This window comes from Escherichia sp. WS2035, assembly GCF_046487065.1.
Lineage (GTDB): Bacteria > Pseudomonadota > Gammaproteobacteria > Enterobacterales > Enterobacteriaceae > Escherichia > Escherichia coli.
The window spans coordinates 165303-189730 of record NZ_JBJQKD010000008.1; the positions used below are offsets into that span (position 1 = coordinate 165303).

At 49.7% G+C, this 24428-nt stretch carries 24 protein-coding genes and 1 pseudogene; 13 read left to right on the forward strand and 12 right to left on the reverse strand.

The features are described from left to right. Nucleotides 1–243 precede the first annotated feature (243 nt). Nucleotides 244–1587, forward strand: coding sequence for a hemolysin family protein (locus ACJHX4_RS15080; RefSeq protein ID WP_000935038.1), 1344 nt, complete (start codon nucleotides 244–246; stop codon nucleotides 1585–1587). A 60-nt stretch (nucleotides 1588–1647) separates the two neighbouring features. On the opposite strand, the gene ACJHX4_RS15085 is transcribed toward ACJHX4_RS15080, so the two are convergent. Continuing rightward, nucleotides 1648–1854 (reverse strand): DUF1107 domain-containing protein, encoded by a 207-nt coding sequence (locus ACJHX4_RS15085; RefSeq protein ID WP_000689228.1) that lies wholly within the window; start codon nucleotides 1852–1854, stop codon nucleotides 1648–1650. Nucleotides 1855–2178: 324 nt separating this feature from the next. On the opposite strand from ACJHX4_RS15085, the gene ACJHX4_RS15090 reads away from it, so the two are divergent. After that, a complete protein-coding gene (locus ACJHX4_RS15090; RefSeq protein ID WP_000175286.1) occupies nucleotides 2179–2736 on the forward strand; it encodes a YtfJ family protein in 558 nt (185 codons plus the stop codon). On the opposite strand, the gene cysQ is transcribed toward ACJHX4_RS15090, so the two are convergent. Then, the gene (gene cysQ / locus ACJHX4_RS15095) at nucleotides 2726–3466 is read right to left on the reverse strand and encodes a 3'(2'),5'-bisphosphate nucleotidase CysQ (protein WP_000886909.1); all 741 of its coding nucleotides are present in this window, start codon (nucleotides 3464–3466) and stop codon (nucleotides 2726–2728) included. The genes ACJHX4_RS15090 and cysQ overlap by 11 nt on opposite strands. Before the next feature lie 189 nt (nucleotides 3467–3655). Between cysQ and cpdB the strand changes: the two genes are divergently transcribed. Further along, nucleotides 3656–5599 carry a 2',3'-cyclic-nucleotide 2'-phosphodiesterase gene (gene cpdB / locus ACJHX4_RS15100; protein WP_000589431.1) on the forward strand — a complete coding sequence of 648 codons (1944 nt, stop codon included), beginning with the start codon at nucleotides 3656–3658 and terminating at the stop codon, nucleotides 5597–5599. 128 nt (nucleotides 5600–5727) lie between these two features. Here cpdB and ACJHX4_RS15105 read toward each other — a convergent pair whose 3' ends face one another. Continuing rightward, the gene (locus ACJHX4_RS15105; RefSeq protein ID WP_001531221.1) at nucleotides 5728–6108 is read right to left on the reverse strand and encodes a winged helix-turn-helix transcriptional regulator; all 381 of its coding nucleotides are present in this window, start codon (nucleotides 6106–6108) and stop codon (nucleotides 5728–5730) included. An 88-nt stretch (nucleotides 6109–6196) separates the two neighbouring features. Here ACJHX4_RS15105 and qorB point away from each other — a divergent pair, with 88 nt between their 5' ends. The 3 genes from qorB (at nucleotide 6197) to ytfE (ending at nucleotide 8901) form a co-directional block, all read left to right on the forward strand. After that, a complete protein-coding gene (gene qorB / locus ACJHX4_RS15110; protein ID WP_001531220.1) occupies nucleotides 6197–7057 on the forward strand; it encodes an NAD(P)H:quinone oxidoreductase in 861 nt (286 codons plus the stop codon). Nucleotides 7058–7165: 108 nt separating this feature from the next. After that, a complete protein-coding gene (locus ACJHX4_RS15115) occupies nucleotides 7166–8131 on the forward strand; it encodes a DMT family transporter (RefSeq protein ID WP_001304672.1) in 966 nt (321 codons plus the stop codon). 107 nt (nucleotides 8132–8238) lie between these two features. Beyond that, complete coding sequence (gene ytfE, locus ACJHX4_RS15120; protein ID WP_000331453.1) at nucleotides 8239–8901, forward strand: iron-sulfur cluster repair protein YtfE; 663 nt, start codon at nucleotides 8239–8241, stop codon at nucleotides 8899–8901. A gap of 44 nt (nucleotides 8902–8945) precedes the next feature. On the opposite strand, the gene cycA is transcribed toward ytfE, so the two are convergent. Both cycA and fklB read right to left on the reverse strand, forming a co-directional pair. Continuing rightward, nucleotides 8946–10358 (reverse strand): D-serine/D-alanine/glycine transporter, encoded by a 1413-nt coding sequence (cycA, locus tag ACJHX4_RS15125; RefSeq protein WP_000228365.1) that lies wholly within the window; start codon nucleotides 10356–10358, stop codon nucleotides 8946–8948. Nucleotides 10359–10666: 308 nt separating this feature from the next. Then, on the reverse strand, nucleotides 10667–11287 hold the full coding sequence (gene fklB / locus ACJHX4_RS15130; protein WP_000211225.1) for an FKBP-type peptidyl-prolyl cis-trans isomerase: 621 nt from the start codon (nucleotides 11285–11287) through the stop codon (nucleotides 10667–10669). 217 nt (nucleotides 11288–11504) lie between these two features. On the opposite strand from fklB, the gene ytfB reads away from it, so the two are divergent. Beyond that, on the forward strand, nucleotides 11505–12143 hold the full coding sequence (gene ytfB / locus ACJHX4_RS15135; protein WP_001119474.1) for a cell division protein YtfB: 639 nt from the start codon (nucleotides 11505–11507) through the stop codon (nucleotides 12141–12143). Here ytfB and ACJHX4_RS15140 read toward each other — a convergent pair. Next, nucleotides 12127–12774: a TetR/AcrR family transcriptional regulator gene (locus tag ACJHX4_RS15140; RefSeq protein WP_001298021.1), complete on the reverse strand. Its 648-nt coding sequence runs from the start codon at nucleotides 12772–12774 to the stop codon at nucleotides 12127–12129. The genes ytfB and ACJHX4_RS15140 overlap by 17 nt on opposite strands. A 212-nt stretch (nucleotides 12775–12986) precedes the next feature. Here ACJHX4_RS15140 and ACJHX4_RS15145 point away from each other — a divergent pair, with 212 nt between their 5' ends. From ACJHX4_RS15145 to ACJHX4_RS15170, 6 genes are all read left to right on the forward strand, one after another. Then, nucleotides 12987–13778, forward strand: a complete 792-nt coding sequence (locus tag ACJHX4_RS15145; protein WP_000843394.1) for a 3-ketoacyl-ACP reductase — start codon at nucleotides 12987–12989, stop codon at nucleotides 13776–13778. A 9-nt stretch (nucleotides 13779–13787) separates the two neighbouring features. Next, the gene (locus ACJHX4_RS15150) at nucleotides 13788–14630 is read left to right on the forward strand and encodes a sugar phosphate isomerase/epimerase family protein (protein WP_001205256.1); all 843 of its coding nucleotides are present in this window, start codon (nucleotides 13788–13790) and stop codon (nucleotides 14628–14630) included. Nucleotides 14631–14639: 9 nt separating this feature from the next. Continuing rightward, a complete protein-coding gene (locus ACJHX4_RS15155; protein ID WP_000999661.1) occupies nucleotides 14640–15416 on the forward strand; it encodes an enoyl-CoA hydratase/isomerase family protein in 777 nt (258 codons plus the stop codon). Nucleotides 15417–15425: 9 nt separating this feature from the next. Beyond that, complete coding sequence (locus tag ACJHX4_RS15160; protein ID WP_001228948.1) at nucleotides 15426–16967, forward strand: acyl CoA:acetate/3-ketoacid CoA transferase; 1542 nt, start codon at nucleotides 15426–15428, stop codon at nucleotides 16965–16967. Beyond that, nucleotides 16964–19036 (forward strand): FAD-binding protein, encoded by a 2073-nt coding sequence (locus tag ACJHX4_RS15165; protein ID WP_000080320.1) that lies wholly within the window; start codon nucleotides 16964–16966, stop codon nucleotides 19034–19036. Before ACJHX4_RS15160 ends, ACJHX4_RS15165 begins: the two co-directional genes overlap by 4 nt. A 92-nt stretch (nucleotides 19037–19128) precedes the next feature. Beyond that, nucleotides 19129–20406 (forward strand): MFS transporter, encoded by a 1278-nt coding sequence (locus ACJHX4_RS15170; RefSeq protein ID WP_001033607.1) that lies wholly within the window; start codon nucleotides 19129–19131, stop codon nucleotides 20404–20406. A gap of 142 nt (nucleotides 20407–20548) precedes the next feature. On the opposite strand, the pseudogene ACJHX4_RS15175 reads toward ACJHX4_RS15170, so the two are convergent. The 6 genes and pseudogenes from ACJHX4_RS15175 to rpsF all read right to left on the reverse strand — a co-directional run bounded on the left by ACJHX4_RS15175 (nucleotide 20549) and on the right by rpsF (nucleotide 24151). Then, a pseudogene (locus ACJHX4_RS15175) lies at nucleotides 20549–21816 on the reverse strand (type II toxin-antitoxin system HipA family toxin). A 2-nt stretch (nucleotides 21817–21818) separates the two neighbouring features. After that, the gene (locus ACJHX4_RS15180) at nucleotides 21819–22310 is read right to left on the reverse strand and encodes a helix-turn-helix domain-containing protein (RefSeq protein WP_001531216.1); all 492 of its coding nucleotides are present in this window, start codon (nucleotides 22308–22310) and stop codon (nucleotides 21819–21821) included. A 401-nt stretch (nucleotides 22311–22711) separates the two neighbouring features. Continuing rightward, nucleotides 22712–23161 carry a 50S ribosomal protein L9 gene (gene rplI, locus ACJHX4_RS15185; RefSeq protein ID WP_001196062.1) on the reverse strand — a complete coding sequence of 150 codons (450 nt, stop codon included), beginning with the start codon at nucleotides 23159–23161 and terminating at the stop codon, nucleotides 22712–22714. Nucleotides 23162–23202: 41 nt separating this feature from the next. Continuing rightward, on the reverse strand, nucleotides 23203–23430 hold the full coding sequence (rpsR, locus tag ACJHX4_RS15190) for a 30S ribosomal protein S18 (protein WP_000135199.1): 228 nt from the start codon (nucleotides 23428–23430) through the stop codon (nucleotides 23203–23205). Between the two features lie 4 nt (nucleotides 23431–23434). Then, on the reverse strand, nucleotides 23435–23749 hold the full coding sequence (priB, locus tag ACJHX4_RS15195) for a primosomal replication protein N (RefSeq protein WP_001296681.1): 315 nt from the start codon (nucleotides 23747–23749) through the stop codon (nucleotides 23435–23437). 6 nt (nucleotides 23750–23755) lie between these two features. Then, nucleotides 23756–24151 carry a 30S ribosomal protein S6 gene (rpsF, locus tag ACJHX4_RS15200; protein WP_001216676.1) on the reverse strand — a complete coding sequence of 132 codons (396 nt, stop codon included), beginning with the start codon at nucleotides 24149–24151 and terminating at the stop codon, nucleotides 23756–23758. Nucleotides 24152–24428 lie beyond the last annotated feature (277 nt).

The following is a 24428-nucleotide window of genomic DNA, read 5'->3' on the forward strand; positions in this document are numbered from 1 at the left end:
ACAAAATCGTCCAAATTCAATATATTGCGGGGACTGCGTAGGCCTGTTCGGCATAGCGCATCAGGCAGTTTTTCATTTTTCAGCTGTCTGAATTTTAACCCTCTGGCGGCTTTACAGTACCTTACGCTATACTAGCCACTGAAAATGCCGGTTCACTTTCTTCGAATCGGCTTTCAATGTGTATTTCACACAAATTAATCAACTTCCCCTTCCGAGGATCTGGCCTGAAAGGTCGGATAAGATATGTTAAACAGTATTTTAGTCATACTCTGTTTGATCGCTGTAAGTGCGTTCTTCTCGATGTCCGAGATCTCGCTTGCCGCCTCACGCAAAATCAAACTTAAACTGCTGGCTGATGAAGGCAATATAAATGCCCAACGCGTTCTGAATATGCAGGAAAATCCCGGCATGTTCTTTACCGTGGTCCAAATCGGTCTGAACGCAGTGGCGATTCTCGGCGGTATCGTCGGTGATGCGGCATTTTCTCCAGCTTTTCACAGCCTGTTCTCCCGCTATATGTCGGCAGAACTCTCTGAGCAACTGAGCTTTATTCTCTCTTTCTCGTTAGTGACTGGCATGTTTATCCTGTTTGCGGATTTAACCCCGAAACGCATCGGTATGATTGCGCCAGAAGCTGTGGCTTTGCGTATCATCAACCCGATGCGCTTCTGCCTGTACGTTTGCACCCCGCTGGTGTGGTTCTTCAACGGACTGGCGAACATAATCTTCCGTATTTTCAAACTGCCAATGGTACGTAAAGATGACATCACTTCTGATGACATCTACGCGGTAGTGGAAGCCGGTGCGCTGGCGGGCGTGTTACGTAAACAGGAACACGAGCTGATTGAAAACGTCTTTGAACTGGAATCCCGTACCGTTCCGTCTTCAATGACACCGCGTGAAAACGTGATTTGGTTTGATCTCCACGAAGATGAGCAAAGTCTGAAGAATAAGGTGGCGGAACATCCGCACTCTAAGTTTCTCGTCTGTAATGAAGATATTGACCACATCATCGGCTATGTCGATTCTAAAGACCTGCTGAACCGCGTGCTGGCTAACCAAAGCCTGGCACTGAACAGCGGCGTACAAATTCGCAATACGCTGATTGTGCCGGATACGTTAACCCTTTCAGAGGCGTTGGAAAGTTTTAAAACCGCAGGTGAAGACTTCGCGGTGATCATGAACGAGTACGCACTGGTAGTGGGGATCATCACCCTCAACGACGTGATGACCACGCTGATGGGCGATCTGGTCGGTCAGGGGCTGGAAGAGCAGATTGTCGCCCGTGATGAGAACTCATGGCTGATAGACGGCGGCACTCCGATTGACGACGTCATGCGCGTGCTGGATATTGACGAGTTCCCGCAGTCGGGCAACTACGAAACCATCGGCGGCTTTATGATGTTTATGCTGCGTAAGATCCCGAAACGCACCGATTCGGTGAAATTCGCCGGCTACAAATTTGAAGTGGTGGATATCGATAACTACCGCATCGACCAGCTGCTGGTGACCCGAATCGACAGCAAAGCCACCGCCCTTTCGCCAAAAATGCCTGACGCTAAAGATAAAGAAGAAAGCGTCGCATAACCCCAGAAACATCAACGGCTCCTGAATCAGGAGCCGTCTTATTACTGCATAGCACTTTGGTTAAGCCATCTCTGTTTGCAGACGCATAACCTGACGGTTAACTTCGGACATCACTGACAAATGCAGCTTATCCTTCACTTTTGGGATAAGAATCTTACCCTTATCAAATTCAAAAGCGCCAACGTCCTTGATGTATAACCGTCCACGGAACAGGATCTTTACGTACTTCGCCACCTGAAGTGGGTTGTACCGTTGGAAAATTTTCATTGTTATCTCCTGCTGAGTATTACGCCTTTGCGGTGCCACAATCGGCCCAACTATTATGAGGCGCAAATTTTAATGCCTAGTGACTATAGACTATCCGGGCAATGTTTCCACCGCGTATAACTTTTTTTACCTAAAGGTTACAATTATTCAGAATTATCTTTTTACCGAAGCGCGGTCTTCAGTATAAGCATTCATTTTTAATATGATTTGTGCGCTTGACCGCAAACTGGCATCACACTTGCGGGAAATTCGATAAATAGCACATATGATTAAAACTCAGACCCAAGTGGTCGGATCACCTGCATATCATAAGAAGGAAACACCATGACCCTACGCAAGATTCTGGCACTCACCTGCCTGCTGTTGCCGATGATGGCTTCCGCACATCAGTTCGAAACCGGTCAGCGAGTGCCGCCGATTGGCATCACCGATCGTGGCGAGTTGGTGCTTGATAAAGATCAGTTTAGCTACAAAACCTGGAACAGCGCGCAGTTAGTGGGAAAAGTGCGAGTACTGCAACATATTGCTGGTCGCACCTCTGCAAAAGAGAAAAACGCGACGCTGATTGAAGCGATTAAATCAGCGAAGTTACCGCACGATCGTTACCAGACCACCACCATTGTTAACACCGACGACGCGATTCCGGGTTCAGGGATGTTTGTGCGCAGCAGTCTGGAGAGTAATAAAAAGCTTTATCCCTGGTCGCAGTTTATTGTTGATAGCAATGGCGTCGCACGCGGTGCCTGGCAGCTGGATGAAGAAAGTTCCGCTGTAGTGGTGCTGGATAAAGACGGTCGCGTGCAATGGGCCAAAGACGGGGCGCTCACTCAAGAAGAGGTGCAGCAAGTGATGGACCTGCTGCATAAATTAATTAATAAATAGACACTCTGAACCCCGGATTCAGGAACGACTCGCGCGGAGTGTAATCCAGCGGTTTACCTTGCCAGTCGTGAACGTGCGCTCCGGCAGCTGCAGCCACAGCATGACCAGCGGCGGTATCCCAAATATTCGTTGGCCCGAAACGCGGGTACAGCTGCGCCTGTCCTTCCGCCACCAGGCAGAATTTCAGCGAAGAGCCGATGGACGTGGTCTGATGTTCGCCAAGCTGTTGCAGATACTCTTTCAGCTCCGCATCTGCATGGGAACGGCTGATCACCACCAGCGGCGGGCGCGCATCGCGGACCTGAATCTGCTTGCGCACACCGCACTCTTCTTTCCAGGCTTTGCCTTCTGCCGCGCTGTACATTACGTTCATTACCGGCGCATACACCACACCTAAAATCGGTTTGCCGTGGTCGATGAGCGCAATGTTAACGGTGAATTCGCCATTACGTTTAATAAACTCTTTAGTACCATCCAGCGGGTCTACCAGCCAGTAACGCTGCCAGTGCTGACGGACTTCCCAACCGGGAGGATCTTCTTCAGAAAGGACCGGAATATCCGGTGTCAGCGTACGTAAACCGTCCATGATAACGGTGTGAGCGGCAATATCCGCTGCCGTTACCGGAGAATTGTCCGCTTTGCTGACGACGTCCATCGGTTTTGTCCCGTCGTAGACCTGCATAATGGCATCGCCTGCATTCCGTGCAAGCTGGCATACTTGATCTAACATTTCTCCACCTCGTCTCTGTGAGCGGTGTTAACTTATTGTTTTACTTATACCCTATCGTTAATGAATGCGCCAACTGTGATAGTGTCATCATTTTCAAAGCGTAAAATTGTGGCATTCTTCACTGTTCTATAAGTAAGACGTTTATTCTCCCTTTTCTTTCGTATTCCCGATGATAAAAGGATGTCCCTGATGATTAAGTTTAGCGCAACGCTCCTGGCCACGCTGATTGCCGCCAGTGTGAATGCAGCGACGGTCGATCTGCGTATCATGGAAACCACTGATCTGCATAGCAACATGATGGATTTCGATTATTACAAAGACACCGCCACGGAAAAATTCGGACTGGTACGTACGGCAAGCCTGATTAACGATGCCCGCAATGAAGTGAAAAACAGCGTACTGGTGGATAACGGCGATTTGATTCAGGGGAGTCCGCTTGCAGATTACATGTCGGCGAAAGGTTTAAAAGCAGGTGATATTCACCCGGTCTATAAGGCATTAAACACGCTGGACTATACCGTCGGCACGCTTGGCAACCACGAGTTTAACTACGGTCTGGATTACCTGAAAAATGCGCTGGCGGGAGCGAAATTCCCTTATGTAAATGCCAACGTCATTGACGCCAGAACCAAACAGCCAATGTTTACACCGTATTTAATTAAAGACACCGAAGTGGTCGATAAAGACGGAAAAAAACAGACGCTGAAGATTGGCTATATTGGCGTCGTGCCGCCGCAAATCATGGGCTGGGATAAAGCTAATTTATCCGGGAAAGTGACGGTGAATGATATTACCGAAACCGTGCGCAAATACGTGCCTGAAATGCGCGAGAAAGGTGCCGATGTCGTTGTCGTTCTGGCACATTCCGGGCTGTCTGCCGATCCGTATAAAGTGATGGCGGAAAACTCAGTTTATTACCTCAGTGAAATTCCGGGCGTTAACGCCATTATGTTTGGCCATGCTCACGCCGTTTTCCCAGGTAAAGATTTTGCTGATATCGAAGGGGCTGATATCGCGAAAGGCACGCTGAATGGTGTTCCGGCGGTAATGCCAGGCATGTGGGGCGATCATCTTGGTGTGGTCGACTTACAACTCAGTAATGACAGCGGTAAATGGCAGGTGACGCAGGCGAAAGCGGAAGCACGGCCGATTTACGACATCGCTAATAAAAAATCCCTCGCGGCGGAAGACAGCAAGCTGGTAGAAACACTCAAAGCCGATCACGATGCCACACGCCAGTTCGTCAGCAAGCCAATCGGTAAATCTGCCGACAATATGTATAGCTATCTGGCGCTTGTGCAGGACGATCCGACCGTGCAGGTGGTGAACAACGCGCAAAAAGCGTATGTCGAGCATTACATTCAGGGCGATCCGGATCTGGCAAAACTGCCAGTGCTTTCAGCTGCCGCACCGTTTAAAGTTGGTGGTCGCAAAAATGACCCCGCAAGCTATGTGGAGGTGGAAAAAGGCCAGTTGACCTTCCGTAATGCCGCCGATCTTTATCTCTACCCCAATACGCTGATTGTGGTGAAAGCCAGCGGTAAAGAGGTGAAAGAGTGGCTGGAGTGCTCCGCCGGACAGTTTAACCAGATTGATCCTAACAGCACGAAACCACAGTCACTCATCAACTGGGATGGTTTCCGCACCTATAACTTTGATGTTATTGATGGTGTGAATTATCAGATTGATGTTACCCAGCCCGCCCGTTATGACGGCGAGTGCCAGATGATTAATGCCAATGCGGAAAGGATTAAGAACCTGACCTTTAACGGCAAGCCGATTGATCCGAACGCCATGTTCCTCGTTGCCACCAATAACTATCGCGCTTACGGCGGCAAATTTGCCGGTACGGGCGACAGCCATATCGCTTTTGCTTCACCGGATGAGAACCGCTCGGTGCTGGCAGCGTGGATTGCTGATGAGTCGAAACGTGCGGGGGAAATTCACCCGGCGGCAGATAACAACTGGCGTTTAGCACCGATAGCTGGCGATAAGAAACTGGATATCCGTTTCGAAACCTCTCCGTCAGATAAAGCCGCAGCGTTTATTAAAGAAAAAGGGCAGTATCCGATGAATAAAGTCGCGACCGATGATATCGGGTTTGCGATTTATCAGGTGGATCTGAGTAAGTAAAACACTTCTTTTTCGGCCTACAAATCATCAACCGCATCCGGCATTTATTGGCGGATGCGATGATGACGCATCTTATCCGCCCTACAAGCCATGAACCGTAGTCCGGATAAGCGCAGCGCATCCGGCAGTTATGCCGCACGTTCATCCCGCACCGCTAACACCTCGGGCAAATTCAACTCAATCCAGTCCGCCAGTGCAGCAACCTTTTCGCTCACCTGCTCGCCCAGCGGCGTGAGGCTATATTCCACATGCGGCGGCACCACCGGATACGCGATACGGTTAAGAAAACCATCCTGCTCTAACGCCTGTAACGACTGCGTAAGCATCTTTTCACTCACCCCGCCCATTTTACGGCGCAGGTCGCTAAAGCGATGAGTACCTTCGCGTAGCGCCACCAGAATCAACACCCCCCAACGGCTGGTGACGTGTTTCAACACCTCGCGCGACGGGCACTGTTCCGCAAAGAGATTTCCCTCTTTCAGTTGTTGCGACAGGCTAACCTGACTCATTTCATACTTACCTTTTTGTATGTACTTACTAAAAGTAAGTTTAAGTGTTAGCGTATTTAAACACAAGACAAAACGATGGAGACTTCCCATGATCGCTATTACTGGTGCCACTGGCCAACTTGGTCACTATGTTATTGAATCCTTGATGAAAACGGTTCCTGCCAGCCAAATAGTGGCTATCGTTCGTAATCCGGCAAAAGCACAGGCACTGACAGCACAAGGCATTACCGTGCGTCAGGCTGACTACGGCGATGAAGCCGCACTGACATCTGCGCTTCAGGGAGTGGAAAAACTACTGCTGATCTCTTCCAGCGAAGTGGGTCAACGTGCCCCGCAGCATCGTAATGTTATTAATGCCGCAAAGGCGGCCGACGTGAAATTTATCGCTTATACCAGCCTGCTACATGCCAATTCCTCCCCGCTCGGCCTCGCCGATGAGCACATCGAGACGGAGAAAATGCTGGCTGATTCTGGCATCGTTTACACCCTGCTGCGCAACGGCTGGTACAGTGAAAACTACCTCGCCAGCGCCCCGGCAGCACTGGAACACGGCGTATTTATCGGTGCCGCGGGCGATGGCAAAATTGCCTCAGCAACGCGGGCTGATTATGCGGTAGCTGCGGCACGCGTGATTAGCGAAGCCGGTCACGAAGGCAAGGTTTACGAACTGGCGGGCGATAGAGCCTGGACGCTGACACAGTTAGCGGCAGAACTCACCAAACAGAGCGGAAAATCGGTTACCTATCAAAATCTGAGCGAAGCCGATTTCGCTGCGGCGCTGAAAAGCGTCGGACTGCCTGATGGACTGGCGGATATGCTGGCGGATTCTGACGTTGGCGCATCGAAAGGCGGTCTGTTTGATGACAGCAAAACGCTTAGCACATTGATTGGCCGCCCAACGACAACGTTAGCCGAAAGCGTAAGCCATCTTTTTAATGTTAATAACTAGTTAATTAAAGTGGCATCCTCCCGCATCCTCTCTGATAATGACGGGATGCCGGGAGCAATCATGTCTGCTTCCTGAATATTTCTTCTGACAGACCAGTGGATGCCAGTGATGATTAGCGGCGTGCTGTACGCCCTGTTAGCAGGGTTGATGTGGGGGCTTATTTTTGTCGGGCCGTTGATCGTGCCGGAATACCCGGCGATGTTACAGTCGATGGGGCGTTACCTGGCGCTAGGGTTAATTGCGCTGCCCATTGCCTGGCTGGGACGCGTGCGTCTGCGTCAGTTGGCGCGTCGCGACTGGCTTACCGCCTTGATGCTCACCATGATGGGCAACCTTATCTATTACTTCTGCCTTGCCAGTGCCATTCAACGTACTGGCGCGCCTGTTTCCACGATGATTATCGGCACCCTGCCGGTGGTGATTCCCGTTTTTGCCAATCTGCTTTATAGCCAGCGCGACGGCAAACTCGCATGGGGAAAACTCGCCCCGGCACTGGTTTGTATTGGCATCGGCCTGGCGTGTGTGAATATTGCTGAGTTAAACCACGGACTCCCCGATTTTGACTGGGCACGTTATACCTCAGGCATCGTGCTGGCGTTAGTTTCCGTGGTCTGCTGGGCATGGTATGCCCTGCGCAACGCCCGCTGGCTGCGGGAAAATCCCGACAAACATCCGATGATGTGGGCGACGGCGCAGGCGCTGGTCACGCTGCCGGTTTCTCTCATCGGCTATCTCGTCGCCTGTTACTGGCTGAATATGCAAACGCCGGACTTCTCCTTACCCTTTGGCCCCCGTCCGCTGGTGTTTATTAGTCTGATGGTTGCGATAGCCGTGCTTTGCTCATGGGTTGGCGCACTCTGCTGGAACGTCGCCAGCCAGCGATTACCGACAGTGATTCTCGGGCCGCTGATTGTTTTCGAAACGCTGGCAGGTTTGCTGTACACCTTTTTACTCCGCCAGCAAATGCCGCCGCTAATGACGCTGAGCGGTATCGCGCTGTTAGTGATTGGCGTGGTCATTGCGGTCAGAGCAAAACCAGAAAAACCTTTAACTGAATCTGTCTCAGAAAGTTGACACGCTGGCAGTGAGTTAAATAAGCCTCTGCTACGTAAGGGTTATAGCTTTTGCCTTAAAGATGCATTTAAAATGCATCTTATCTTATTAAGAATGAGGTATCAGCTATGGCTTATCGCGACCAACCTTTAGGTGAACTGGCGCTCTCTATTCCTCGCGCTTCGGCTCTGTTTCGTAAATATGATATGGATTACTGCTGTGGCGGTAAGCAGACGCTGGCGCGCGCGGCGGCACGTAAAGAACTGGATGTTGACGTCATTGAAGCCGAACTGGCAAAGCTTGCTGAACAACCGATTGAGAAAAACTGGCGTAGCGCCCCGCTGGCGGAAATCATCGACCACATTATTGTGCGCTATCACGATCGCCATCGCGAGCAGCTGCCGGAGCTGATCCTGCAAGCGACTAAAGTCGAGCGCGTTCACGCCGACAAACCAAGTGTGCCAAAAGGGCTGACAAAATACCTGACTATGCTGCATGAAGAGCTTTCCAGCCATATGATGAAAGAAGAGCAAATCCTCTTCCCAATGATCAAACAAGGCATGGGCAGCCAGGCAATGGGGCCAATCAGCGTAATGGAAAGCGAGCACGATGAAGCGGGCGAACTGCTGGAAGTGATCAAACACACCACCAATAACGTCACACCGCCGCCGGAAGCCTGCACCACCTGGAAAGCGATGTATAACGGCATTAATGAACTGATTGATGACCTGATGGAGCACATCAGTCTGGAAAACAATGTACTATTTCCGCGCGCGCTGGCGGGTGAGTGATCTAAAAGCTGGATGGCATTGCGCCATCCAGCATGATAATGCGGTTATTTCCGCAGTTCAGCAGCCTGCTTCTTACCAATAAACAGCCAGCCCAGCCCCAGCGCGATAAACCACAGCGGGGTAACCAGCAGCGCCTGGCGGGTGTCATCTTCCAGTGTCAACAACACCAGAACAAACACAAAGAACGCCATACATACCCAGCACATCAGCTTGCCGAGTGGCATCTTGTAGATCGACTTCTCATGCAGATGAGGACGCTGTTTGCGATACACCAGGTACGAGCAAAGGATAATCGTCCAGACAAACATAAACAGAATCGCGGAAACGGTTGTAATCATCGTGAACGCGCCAATCACGCTGGGATTCACATACAACATCACCACGCCGCCGAGCAGACAGATACAAGAGAAGGTCAGCCCTTTCGCGGGTACTGCGCGCTTAGAGAGTTTAGCGAACGCTTTCGGTGCCACACCTTCCTGGGCCAGACCAAACAGCATACGGCTGGTAGAGAAGACACCGCTGTTAGCGGAAGACGCCGCAGAGGTCAGCACCACAAAGTTGATCACGCTGGCAGCCGCAGGCAAACCTACCAACACAAACAGTTCAACGAACGGGCTTTTCTCCGGGACTACCGAACTCCACGGCGTCACGGACATAATCACAATCAGCGAGAAGACGTAGAACATAATGATACGGATCGGAATGGAGTTAATCGCGCGTGGCAGTGATTTCTCCGGATCTTTGGTTTCCGCAGCTGTTGTACCTACCAGCTCAATCCCCACGAAAGCAAAAACCGCTATCTGGAATCCGGCAAAGAAGCCGCTTAAGCCTTTCGGGAACCAGCCGCCGTCATTCCACAAATGTGCAAATGATGCTTCCACACCGGTCGGTGACTGAAAGTGCATCGCCACCATGACCAGGCCGACAACAATCAGCGACACGATGGCGACGATTTTGATCATCGCAAACCAGAACTCCATCTCACCGAACATTTTTACCGTGGCGAGGTTTAGAACCAGTAACAGAATGATCACGGATAACGAAGCAACCCAGTCAGAAAGCCCAGGGAACCAGAATTGCGCATAGGCGGTAATGGCAACCACATCTGCCATACCGGTTACAACCCAGCAGAACCAGTAAGTCCAGCCGGTGAAATATCCTGCCCACGGCCCGAGTAAATCGGAAGCGAAGTCACTAAAAGATTTGTATTCCAGATTCGAAAGCAGCAATTCCCCCATTGCCCGCATCACGAAAAAGAGCATAAAACCGATGATCATATAAACGAAAATGATCGACGGCCCGGCAAGGCTAATCGTTTTGCCGGACCCCATAAACAACCCTGTACCAATGGCACCGCCAATGGCAATAAGCTGAATATGTCGGTTTGTGAGATTGCGCCGTAGCGACTGTTCAGCCGGAGCCTGATCATCGGCAACGACTTTTACCTGATCTACCATGTTTTTTTCTTCCTGTACCTGTCTGTGTTGTTCAGGCTCTACGGCCTTTAGTCAGTCTATGATACGACGAATCTGTATCGGGACTCATCGATATTAGGTAACAATACGCGGGATGAATACTAAGATTTAGATCTAATGTTAATTTTATGTTTAAAGTGAGTGTCATATCACGGTGATAACGCGAAACAGCTCACAAAAATACACGCTTACAGGGTCTTTGCAACATAAAATAGCGCCGTTTGGCAAACTGAAGGGTTTATTGCTGAATGCCTGCTCCCCTCTGGTTCGAGGGGAACAGAATGCGCTGCTTAGAGGATTTCCAGCAGTTCGACTTCAAACACCAGGGTGCTGAACGGAGGGATGGACGCGCCTGCGCCACGCTCGCCATATGCCAGTTCCTGCGGGATAGTCAGTTCCCATTTAGAACCTACCGGCATCAGAGTCAGTGCTTCAATCCAGCCAGGGATCACGCCGTTTACCGGGAATTCAGCTGGCTCGCCTCGAGCAACGGAGCTGTCAAACACGGTGCCGTCGATCAGTTTTCCGGTGTAATGAACACGAACGCGGTCGGTACGTGCCGGAATTGCGCCTTCGCCCTGGTTGATCACGCGGAATTGCAGGCCAGATTCGGTGCTATTTACACCTTCTTTTTTGGCGTTTTCTTCCAGGTATTTCACACCTTCAGCAGCCATCGCCTGGAAACGCTGACGACGAACGGCATCGGCGCGTTCGTGGATTTCACGCAGCGCGCGGTGCACCACATCAACCGGAACAGCCGGATGTTTGCCTTCCAGCGCATCGGCAATGCCTGCAACCAGTGCTTCTGGCAGCAGCCCTTCCAGGCCAGATTCACTCAGCTGTTGCCCTACCTGCAAACCAATGCCGTAGCTTGCTTGCGCTTCGATGGTGTCAAAAGTTGGGGTGGTCATCGTATTTCCTTTCTTAGGGTATAAAGTAGCGGGCAGCATATCAGCCACACTTCTTTGGGTAAAACTTTGTCGCGGGAATGATGACAAATCCCGGGGAAAAAGAAACAATAGCAATATCCCGTATGAATATAATAAAGGCGGGTTTACCACGGACATCATAGCGTTAGCTTATTCATAGGCTATGATTGAGGAACAAGACGCGGAGCAGGAGGAAACCATGCCCGGGCGCTTTGAACTAAAACCAACCCTGGAGAAAGTCTGGCACGCGCCGGACAATTTTCGCTTCATGGACCCGCTGCCGCCGATGCATCGTCGGGGGATCATTATTGCCGCCATTGTATTGGTAGTCGGATTTCTGCTTCCATCTGATGATACGCCCAACGCGCCGGTGGTGACGCGTGAAGCGCAGTTAGATATTCAGTCGCAATCACAACCACCGACAGAAGAACAGCTGCGGGCGCAATTAGTTACGCCACAAAATGATCCTGATCAGGTGGCTCCGGTCGCTCCAGAACCAATACAGGAAGGCCAACCAGAAGAGCAGCCGCAAACCACCCATACGCAACCATTCCAGCCAGATAGCGGAATTGATAATCAATGGCGCTCCTATCGTGTCGAACCCGGTAAAACGATGGCGCAGCTGTTCCGCGACCACGGACTGCCCGCTACCGATGTCTATGCCATGGCGCAGGTAGAAGGCGCGGATAAGCCACTGAGTAATTTGCAAAACGGGCAGATGGTGAAAATCCGCCAGAACGCCAGCGGCGTGGTGACGGGCTTAACCATTGATACGGGGAATAATCAACAGGTCCTGTTTACCCGCCAGCCGGATGGCAGTTTTATTCGCGCGCGGTAGATGAAGGGTCAACCAAAAGCCAGCTAAGGATTGTCTCTTTGATGACCTTACGTCTGGCTTCCAGTGCCTGCGGTGAAACCATACTGATGTGATAAACCAGGCCAAGCGTATGCTGGTTGATCAAATAATATCCCCCAAGCGCAGCAATATTAATATTCACCTGCAATGGGTCGATATCTGGCTTAAAAATATTTTGTTTCTTCCCTTCATCCAATAAGGATTCCATTAACTGCAAGTGCGCATGGTTAATTTCTAAAAGACGCTGTGATTTTGCATAATGCACACCCTTACTTTGATTTTCACTATGCACAATTTTTAAAAACCAGGGATTAGAAATATAATAATCCCATGTAAAATCGATTATTTTCTCAATGGCTTTCTGTGGCGGAAGATCTGAGAAATCAAGGGCCTTTTCTTTTTGTCGAATATCGTTCCAGGTATATTCCAGTACTTCGATAAATAAATTTTCTTTATTACCAAAGTGGTGATAAACCGTCTGTTTACTGCACCCCGCGGCCTTGACGATATTATCGACTCTGGCCCCTTCGTAACCATATTCGGCAAATTCATTAACCGCGCATAACAGCAGCTTTTCTTTCAGGCTCTGTACGTTGCTGGTATCAAGATACATAACGCTTCCCCACGACCTCTTCGTGGTGACTATCATAACCTGATTTGATTTCAGCTTCAGAAAAAAGGGCAAAAACTTGTACTTTCATCAGGTTATCAAATGTCCTGTGATCGCCATCGCATATCAACCAACTAGATGGTTGATCTTTTTATCCTCCAGTCGCAAGCTAATCATCACTAAGGAAACAAAATTCAAAAAAAGAGAGCTATTGTATGAAATCCACTCGTCCTGTTGCCGTGATTACCGGAGCCGCTCGTGGTATTGGAAAGGGCTGTGCGCTGGAGCTTGCGCGTGGCGGATTTAATCTGCTGATTAATGATCGTCCGGATGCGGATAGCGTAGAAAAATTACATGCCACACAACAAGAATGTCTGGCGGAAGGCGTGGAAGTGATTTGCTTCCCTGCTGATGTGGGCGATCTCTCCCTGCATGAAGAGATGCTCGACGCAGCGCAAAACCAGTGGGGACGTCTGGACTGCCTGCTCAACAACGCAGGCATTTCAGTGAAAAAACGCGGTGACCTTCTCGACCTCGAACCAGACAGCTTCGACCAAAATATTGCCATTAACACCCGCGCACCGTTCTTCCTTGCTCAGGCATTCAGTAAGCGCTTACTGGCACAGCCGAAACCGGAAGCAGAACTGCCGCACCGCTCGATTATTTTTGTCAGTTCCATCAACGCCATCATGCTGGCGATGAATCGCGGCGAATATACCATTGCCAAAACTGCCGTCTCTGCCGCTGCTCGTCTGTTTGCTGCTCGCCTTTGTAATGAACAAATTGGCGTATATGAAGTGCGTCCTGGTCTCATCAAAACCGATATGACTATTCCGGCAACGGCCTATTACGACGAACTGATTGCCAAAGGTCTGGTGCCGTGGGGACGTTGGGGTTATCCGGCGGATATTGCTTCCACTGTCCGCGCGATGGCGGAAGGTAAACTTATTTACACCTGTGGTCAGGCGGTCGCCATCGACGGCGGCTTAAGTATGCCGCGCTTCTGAGGCTGAATCATGAGAGATCTGTTACAACGCCCGGATTTATTCAGTATCAATACCGCGACACTGGGCTATAAAACGCCGCTACCCGCCATTATTGATGCCTGCGCCGCACGCGGTATTGGCGCGATTGCCCCCTGGCGCAGGGAGTTGCAGAGTGAAGATCTCCAGCAAACCGCCCGCCAGCTTGCTGCCAGTAACATGAACGTTTCCGGTTTGTGCCGTAGCACCTACTACACCGCACCGACGCTGGCGGAGCGCAAACTGGCGATTGACGATAACCGCCGGGCGCTGGACGACGCCGCTGTACTGAACGCCGCCTGTTATATGCAGGTGGTTGGCGGTCTGCCAATGGGAACAAAAGATCTGTACGAAGCACGGGAACAGGTGAAACAAGGGATTCGCCAGTTGCTGCCACATTCGAAAGAGGTCGGCGTGCCAATTGCACTGGAGCCACTGCACCCGATGACTGCTGCCAATCGTTCTTGTCTGTGCACGTTACGTCAGGCGCTGGACTGGTGTGATGAACTCGATCCCGATGGCGAATTTGGCCTCGGCGTGGCGGTAGATGTCTACCATGTCTGGTGGGACCCGGATCTCGCCAGTCAGATCCTGCGTGCCGGAAAACGCATCCTCGCGTTTCATGTTTCCGACTGGTTAGTGCCGACCACCGATCTGGTCAATGACCGTGGAATGCCGGGAGATGGTGTCATCAATATTCCGTCAATTCGTCGGCTGGTTGAAAACGCCGGATTTAATGGCGCTATTGAACTGGAAATATTCTCACCGTACTGGTGGCAGAAAGATATTAACAGCACGCTGGATATTAGCGTCGATCGCATCGCGCATTATTGTTAAGGAATGATCATGAATGACCAACCCGTTCTGTTCAGCAGAGCGGCGGCTTCTTGCCGCCTGACATTGAACCGTGAAGATAAATGTCATGCTATTAATGAAGAAATGATCGAATCTCTCGACCATTATTTAAATGAAATTGAAAATGACACGGCATTACGCTTAGTCGAATTAACGGCAACCGGCGATAAATTCTTTTGTGCGGGTGGCGATATTAAATCGTGGTCGGCCTATTCGCCATTAGATATGGGCAGAAAATGGATTAAACGCGGTAATGACGTTTTTAATCGCCTGCGAAACTTACCCCAATTAACCGTTGCGAATCTCAACGGTCATACCATCGGCGGTGGTATTGAACTTGCCTTGTGCTGCGATATTCGTATCGCTCGCCCCGGCGCGAAATTCTCTAACCCGGAAGTGATGCTCGGCATGGTGCCAGGCTGGATGGGCATTGAGCGAGTGCTTAATCAGGTTGGTCCTGTGGTCGGTCGCCAGATGCTGATGCTGGGTAAACGCCTGACGGCGCAGGAAGCTCAGACAGCGAATTTAATTGATGAAGTGGTAGAAAAAGAACAGGTGGAAAGCTGGATGGCGAACCAGTTAGCGCAGCTGGAAAAATGTGGTCCGGTGGCACTGGCACATATTAAGCAACTGATTCTGGCGCTGGAAAATAAACACGCCGATTACTCGCACCAGTTGCTGGCTGGATTAATGTCCGCCACTCAGGATTGCCAACAGGCGACGCACGCATTTGCCGAAAAAGCCGGCGTGAGCTTCCACAATCAATAAGGAAATTGTATGCGTAAGTTATCAACCGCCGAGACACTGGCGGCGCAAATTCAGGACGGCGCAACCATTGCCATTAGCGGCAACGGCGGCGGCATGGTGGAAGCTGACCATATTCTGGCCGCCATTGAAGCGCGCTTTCTGCAAACCGGACACCCGCGCGATCTGACATTAATCCACTCGCTGGGTATTGGCGATCGCGACAGCAAAGGCACTAACCGTTTTGCTCACGCCGAAATGCTCAAACGCATTATTGCCGGACATTTTACCTGGTCGCCCAAGATGCAGGAACTGGTGAAAAACAATGCTATTGAAGCCTACTGTTTCCCTGGTGGCGTAATTCAGGCACTGCTGCGGGAGATCGGTGCCGGACGTCCGGGGCTTTTTACCCACGTTGGGCTGGGATCGTTTGTTGATCCACGCAATGGTGGCGGTAAGTCGAATGAATGCACTACCGACGACCTGGTAGAACTGATTGAAATCGACGGTGAGACCAAACTTCGTTATCGCCCTTTCAAAGTGGATTACGCGATTTTGCGTGGCACTTATGCCGATCCACGAGGCAACGTTAGCCTCGAAGAAGAAGCGATTGATATGGATAGCTATTCGATGGCGCTGGCAGCACACAACAGCGGCGGCAAAGTGTTCGTACAGGTACGCGATGTGCTGGAAGCAGGTACCATTGAACCACGTCGGGTCAAGCTACCAGGAATTCTGGTTGATGGCATCGTTGAGCACCGCGAACAACCGCAAACCTATCTTGGTGGTTACGACCTGACCATCAGCGGTCAACATCGCCGTCTAAGTTCTAACGACGCTATTGAACTGGTTAGTCATCCGGTGCGTCGCCTGATTGCCCGTCGGGCAGCGCGGGAACTGGTGGCAGGCGCTTCAACCAACTTTGGCTTTGGTATTCCCGGCGGTATTCCTGGGGTTGCGCTGCGCGAAGGCGTGCCTTATCAAAGTTTGTGGCTGAGTGTAGAACAGGGTGTGCATAACGGCATGATGCTTGATGATGCTCTGTTCGGCTGCGCCCGTAACGCCGATGCCATTATTCCATCACTCGATCAATTTGAATTCTACAGTGGCGGCGGCATCGATATCACCTTCCTCGGCATGGGAGAGATGGATCAATACGGTAACGTCAACGTATCCCATCTCAATGGCAATCTGATTGGCCCCGGCGGATTTCTCGAAATTGCACAAAACGCCCGTAAAGTGGTGTTTTGCGGTACGTTCGACGCCAAAGGCAGCAAGATTGATGTAACGCCAGATGGCTTGCATATCGCCCAGTCAGGTCAAATCCCTAAACTGGTTACCCAGGTGGAAAAAATTACTTTTAGCGCCGCCTACGCACAGCAAAGTGGTCAGGAAGTGTTGTATATCACTGAACGCGCAGTATTCCAGTTAACGGCAGAAGGCGTTGAATTAATTGAAATCGCGCCGGGTGTGGAGATTGAGCGCGACATTCTGCCGTATATGGCCTTCCGTCCGATTATCAGGCACCCACGTCTGATGGAAAGTAGCCTGTTTATGCCAATGGAGGATGCATGAGTCAGCTTGATGACACCATCCTTGATGCACTGACGCACGTTACTTTCCCAAAGGGTTTTGCACAGGCAGAACCCGCATGGGTTGTCACGGTTGACGGCGTTGATTACCCACTCTGGAAAACAGATGCCCTGGTAGTCGGCAGTGGTGCAGCCGGGCTACGTGCAGCTGTGGAACTTAAACGCCGCCAGCAAAATGTGTTAATCGCCACCGCCGGGTTATATATGGGGACGTCGGCATGTTCTGGCTCTGATAAACAAACACTGTTTACCGCCGCTACTGCGGGCAACGGCGACAACTTCACCAAACTGGCAGAGGCACTGGCGAGCGGTGGGGCGATGGATCACGACACCGCTTATGTTGAAGCGGTAGGTTCTCTGCACACTCTTGGCGGGTTGCAATATCTTGGTCTGGAATTACCGGAAGATCGCTATGGCGCGATTCTTCGTTATCAAACCGACCATGACGAAGCCGGGCGTGCAACCTCGTGTGGGCCGCGTACCTCAAGGTTAATGGTGAAAGTGCTGCTGGAAGAAGTACAGCGTCTTGCTATCCCAATGTTGACCAGTGCAACAGTGATTAAACTGCTGCATCAGCGTGACGAAAACGGTGAAGACCGTGTGGCGGGGGCAATCCTCGCGACCGGTCATCGCGCCCATAACCCATGGGGGCTGGCAATTGTGACTGCGCCCAATGTGGTACTGGCAACAGGAGGGCCTGGCGAGCTTTATCGCGACAGTGTTTATCCACACAAATGTTTCGGCTCGCTGGGTCTGGCGCTGGAGGAAGGTCTGACGCTAACCAATCTGACTGAAAGCCAGTTTGGTATCGGCACACCGCGCAGCACGTTTCCGTGGAATTTGTCCGGCACCTATGTGCAGGTGATCCCGTATATCTATTCCGTAGATGCTGAGGGTAACGAGTATAACTTCCTCGCGGATTACTATCGCACCACCCAGGAGCTAGCTTCAAACATCTTCCGTAAAGGCTATCAGTGGCCGTTCCACGCCACGCGGGTAATGGATTTTGGCTCCAGCTTGTTAGATATGGCAGTAGCGCAAGAGCAGCAATCAGGGCGTCAGGTATTTATGGATTTCAATCGCAATCCTGAAGCGGTGCCGGGTGACCTGCCCTTCTCATTAGATCGACTGGACGACGACGTTCGCACGTATCTGGAAAATAACGACGCTCTGGCACCATCGCCCATCGAACGCCTGCAACGAATGAATCCGCTGTCTATCTCGCTGTATAAGATGCACGGTTACGATCTCACCACGCAGCCATTGCAGTTTGCCATGAATAATCAGCACATGAATGGCGGCATTGAAGTCGATATCTGGGGACAAACATCTCTGCCCGGTTGTTTTGCGGTGGGGGAAGTTGCTGGCACACACGGCGTCACCCGACCTGGCGGCGCGGCATTGAATGCCGGGCAGGTTTTTGCTGTTCGTCTGGCACGTTTTATTGGTTGCACGCAAAAGCGGAATATTGATGGAGATATAGCACAGCTGGCAGCTCCGGCACTGGCTTCTATAAGAGAGATCATTACTCAGGCGCACGATAACGGGACCGGGATGCCGTTGTCGGTTGTGAGAGAAAAAATTCAGGCACGAATGTCTGACCATGCGGGATTTATTTGCCATGCCGATAAAGTCCGACGCGCCACTCGTGATGCCCTGCTATTGAACGAATTTGTCCAACGACATGGATTGGCAATCAAACATGTGGGTGAAGTTGCCGAGCTGTTTATGTGGCGGCATATGACGCTGACTTCTGCCGCGGTATTAACACAATTAACGCATTATATTGATGCTGGTGGTGGTAGCCGTGGGGCGCGTATGGTTATTGATCCACAAGGCAAATGCCTACCACAAACTCGTCGCGGCGCAAAAGAAGAATGGCGTTTTCGCTCTGAACTCGCTGAAGACAAAAATCACAAATTAACAATTCAATATTCGCAAGGTTCTTTTATTACCGAAGTAAAGTCTTTACGTATGCAACCGTGTATTAACGGTATTTACTTTGAAAAAAACTGGCCAGACTTTTTAAAGGGAGACATTTACACACAATAATTTCCAATATTTCCTCTGTACCTGATTTTTATTGCCTATTACATGGAAATACCAACAACCAGGGTTTATTAATATAATTAAAAGGTTTAAAAATGAATAAAATAAAGAATTATCGATGGCATATGATTGCCCTCGTATGCTTTATCACTGTAATCAATTATCTGGACAGAACGGCGTTAGGTATTGCGGCTCCAACGATTATGGAGACAACCGGAATAACCAAAGAACAATATTCATGGATTGTCAGTGCATTCCAGTTGGCCTATACATTGGGGCAACCGATAATGGGCTTCTTTATTGATACCGTGGGTCTGAAGTTAAGTTTTGCGATATGTGCCGCAATCTGGGGCCTGGCGACAATGGGGCATGCCTTGACAGGAACATGGTCAGGTCTGGCATTTATGCGCGCCCTGATGGGTTTCAGCGAAGCATCGGCAATTCCTGCGGGTGTAAAAACCGCATCAACATGGTTCCCGGCAAAAGAGCGTGGCGTGGCGACAGGTGTTTTCAATATGGGCACCTCACTCGGCGCGATGCTTGCTCCACCGTTGATTGCCTGGTGCATTATGTTTCATAGCTGGCAATTTGCGTTTATTGTCTCAGGTAGCCTTGCTTTACTCGCGGCTTTATTTTGGTTCTTTTGTTATAAAGATCCAAAAGATGCTAAACGCCTTTCTGATGAAGAGCGCCACTATATTGAGTCTGGGCAAGAACAGCATCTTAAAACAGATAAGAAAGAAAAAACGTCAATCAAGCATATCCTCAGCCAACGTAATTTCTGGGGGATTGGCATCGCGCGTTTTCTCGCTGACCCGGCATGGGGAACCATTAACTTCTGGGTACCGATTTTCTTCGTCGAAACGCTGCATTTTAGCCTGAAAGAAATTGCCATGTTCGTCTGGCTACCTTTCCTGCTGGGCGATCTCGGCTGTTTAGCCAGTGGTTTTGTCGCGAAGTTCTTCCACGATCGCGGCGTGAGTTTAATTAACTCACGAAGAATTACCTTCACTATTGCAGCCGTCATTATGATGACGATTGGTCTGGTGAGTATTGTCGAAAATCCCTACATCGCCGTATTACTGATTAGCATTGGCGCATTCTCGCATCAATGTCTTTCTACTGTTGCAGCAACTCTGGGCGGTGACCTATTCAAAAAAGACGAAGTAGCTACCGCTGTGGGTATGGCAGGAGCCTGTGCATGGAGCGGTCAGTTGATTTTCAACCTGTTTATCGGGGCATTCGTTCACATTATCGGCTTCGCGCCGTTCTTTATTGCCCTGGCTTTCTTTGACATTATTGGCGCCATTGCGCTGTGGACGCTTATCAAAGTTAAAGACGAAGAACCACAAGTACAGTTAGCGACAAGCTAATTATTTTACATAGAAACGCTATAATTTAGCTTTGTAGCGTTTCTATTTTTCTCATAAATTAAACGTCTCTTCCAAAACGTTCAGTATCTACTGGCATTGCTTCGCAAATTTATGATTTAGCGAATATATCGAAATAACTATTCTAAATTGCCCCCCTGAACGCCTCTGCCATTAACTCTTGCTCACGACCAGGTAATCGAAGACGCTCGGCAATGATTCGCCACTGACTGACAATCCCTCTAAAATTAGCAATAATGTCATCAGCTTCCGTCAAACTAAGTCGAAAATACTCTGCAACTTCTCTAGCTAATTCCAAATCAAGTGCATTGTCATTTTCCGTAATATTGAGTTTTAGACCATCAGACCTGACCACAGGATTCAAATCATATGCCTCAGAAAGCCGCCAACCTTTTCCTGGTATCAAGATAAATCCATGATTGCGTAAATGATCATCGGTATTAGTAACAAGAATATTAAAAACAATCCTGGACCAGAGTTCCTTAAGGTCAGTATTAGTCTGCGCGCCATGTCTGATAAGAACATCTGCTAATTCCAGATAACTCACACCTGTAGAGGCATCTTCACCATCCTGATGCCTGGTTAGTGTCATAGCCGAAGCAAAATGCAGACGCCTTCCCGCATTAGTGCGGTCAAAACGACGAACCATAAAACAATGGTAATTGCTGGCAAATTTATGCGCCTGAGCAGGTGCAACATTCAGTCCACAGCCAACAGCAAGTGCATTAACGACCATTTCCCATCCACCAACATCATACTCATCTTTTACACTGGGAAATTTAGCGATGTAGAGATGCCCAGCTTCATCAACAACACTGGCTTTCGGACGTGCCCCCCCTAATGATCCCCCCGGAGCGATTAGCATTCTTAACCATTTTTGCCCCATTACTCTTTATTATCAGGATCTTCTTCAATTGCCCGGCTAACCCTTTCCAGACTCGCTATTTCGGTAAATGGTGGGGCTGCAACATCAATGCGATTATCAAGAAACTCTCCAGCGTCTTCACGTTTGTATCGAAGAGCCCCAACCCGATAAAGATCATGAACACCTAGTAGATAATCAGACTCATAAAGGTGGGAGTCTTTATCACATAACCCGTCTCGAATATCCCTCTCAAAACGACGCTTCATTAGCATACGCCCCCAACGATCCGGGCAGGAATCACTAAATGCACCAAATTTATCCTTTGGAGGAATTGGGTACTGTGCTCCCTCATACAACATTATTTCAGGATCTAACTGAATGAAATTAAGTGAAGGATCTGCAAGCGCCTTTTTATCGTACTCAAACTCAAATATCTCACGCGCCCGAGTGCGACGACTGTGTAAATAACCAATACGCGCAGGACCATCCAGGCCTTCCCAATCCGCATACACTCCGATTAATGCCATAATTAATTTCCTTTTAACGGTTTTTTTATCGGTTTTAATAGTGCAGCAAGAGAGGTTGATGTTTCTCCTGTAATAGATGGCGTCGAGCCTTCTGCCAGTGCTGTTAAATCCGTGGTGAGATGACCTTCTTTCTCGTGCCTCATCTGCAATGAGGCTGTCTGAGAACCTTCTTCATTCTTACTTGATACACGAGACAGCCCTCTTTTTTTAATCAAACGGGAATCCTGGAGCTGACGCCCTAAGTCGTCTTCAGCTGCAAGCTTATTTAAATCCGTTTCCAGGCCCAAAACCTGCATCACAGACAAATATGCCCCTATCGTGACCCCTGCACTTCCTGACTCCAGAGAGCGCAATGTTATTGGCGACATCCCAGCACGTTCAGCAACTTGCTTTGCGGTAAGCCTGCATCGTAAACGAGCAAGTTTCAGCCGCTCACCAAATTCACTAAGCATCTGATTCGTATAAGGGAGTAACGGTGCTGTTTTTTTACCCATAGTGATAATATTTTATCTTTTTATGGCTATGATAGCCATAATATTAGCATTTATTGGATTGAACGCACCTGCAAAGCGTTCAAGATTACGAAAGTGATGATATTTTATCTTTTTATATATAAAAACAATAAAATAACAGCACATTCATATATAACATATTGTTTTTATTATCATACAAGTGAGACGATCGCTGTATTGATGCTTTTGTCGTGTTTTACGCGTAAAAAACATGACACGAACTACCAGCGGCGAGGCTGGGGGCCAGGTATGGGTACTGCGAACTTTTTATAAAAGGAATAGCAAGAGATTTATGGAGGGAACGTCTGTTTCTGCGGTTTTTATCACTTAAAAGCAAAACGCCGACCACTGGTCGGCGTTTTTACGTCTCGTTGAATAACGAATTATTCAGCTACTACGTTTACGATCACTTTCGCGAATACTTCGCTGTGAACCTGGAAGCTCACTTCGTGTTCACCAGTGGTACGCAGAACGCCGTTCGGCAGACGAACTTCGCTCTTAGCCACTTCAACGCCAGCTGCAGTTACAGCGTCAGCGATGTCGCGAGTACCGATGGAACCGAACAGTTTACCTTCGTCGCCAGCTTTAGACGCGATGGTAACAGTTTCCAGTGCATTGATTTTCTCAGCGCGAGCATTAGCTGCTGCCAGAACTTCAGCCAGTTTAGCTTCCAGTTCAGCGCGACGTGCTTCGAAGAATTCAATGTTTTTCTTGGTAGCTGGAACAGCTTTACCCTGCGGTACCAGGAAGTTACGAGCATAGCCCGCTTTAACGTTTACCTGATCACCCAGGCTACCCAGGTTTGCTACTTTATCAAGCAGAATAACTTGCATTACCTTATCCTCTCAAAGTCGTATTAATGGACCGTGACCGATTACTGATGGCGATCAGTGTACGGCAGCAGGGACAGGTAGCGAGCGCGTTTGATAGCGCGAGCCAGCTGACGCTGGTATTTTGCACGGGTACCGGTGATACGGCTTGGGACAATCTTACCGCTTTCGGTGATGTAGTTTTTCAGCGTAGCGATATCTTTATAGTCGATCTCTTGAACGCCTTCCGCGGTGAAACGGCAGAACTTGCGACGACGGAAATAACGTGCCATATGGCTAGTCTCCAGAATCTATCAATTCAATCTGCTCGGCATGCAAAACCATTTTGCTCAGTCCGTTCTTTGCCTTATGGCATGAAATGAACCCCTGAACGGTTATGCGACTGCCGACCGTTATACTGTGAGTAATGGCCTGGTTTTCGTGTCCGCTAACAATAACGGGCATTTGGCACCACGCCTGCCGGTGAAAGCCGGCTTCCTCCTGCACAGAACGATGCTCAAGCACGAACTGGCAGTGAGGAATTCCTGATGGACTGACCTTTCGAAGGGGAGTCCTGCACACGGTGCCGGACAACACCAGACGGTTGGTCATCAGAAATTACTCTTCAGAATCCCCAGCTTCAGCATCATCAGCGGTTTCGTTTGCGAAATCATCGCGACGCTCACGGCGCTCGTCTTTCGCTTTAACCATCGGAGATGCTTCGGTAACAGCGTGCTTGGTACGCATAACCATGCTGCGGATAACGGCATCGTTGAAGCGGAAGGTAGTTTCCAGCTCATCGATCACTTCCTGCGGAGCTTCAACGTTCATCAGAACGTAGTGTGCTTTGTGCAGTTTGTTGATCGGGTAAGCCAGCTGACGGCGGCCCCAGTCTTCCAGACGGTGGATCTTGCCTTCTGCACCAGTGATGGCAGCAGTGTAGCGCTCGATCATGCCCGGAACCTGTTCGCTCTGGTCAGGATGGACCATAAAAACGATTTCGTAATGACGCATCGAATTGCTCCTTACGGATTATTCAGCCTCCTGTCTGGGTCAGCCGAATCCCGGGGAGGCAAGGAACGTGTTAAAGGTCGGCTGAAAAATGACGCGTTATAGTACTGACATACCCCGCTAAACTCAAGGGCTGAGCAGAAATAAATCGCCCCTTTCGCAAATAACCTCTAAATCGCTGATTTGGAGTTCATCACACTTCGTCATGGTGTTTTTTTGAACAACTGCATCAGAAATGGTCACCATCAACTTCTTTATCATTGATTAAAATTAAATCAGA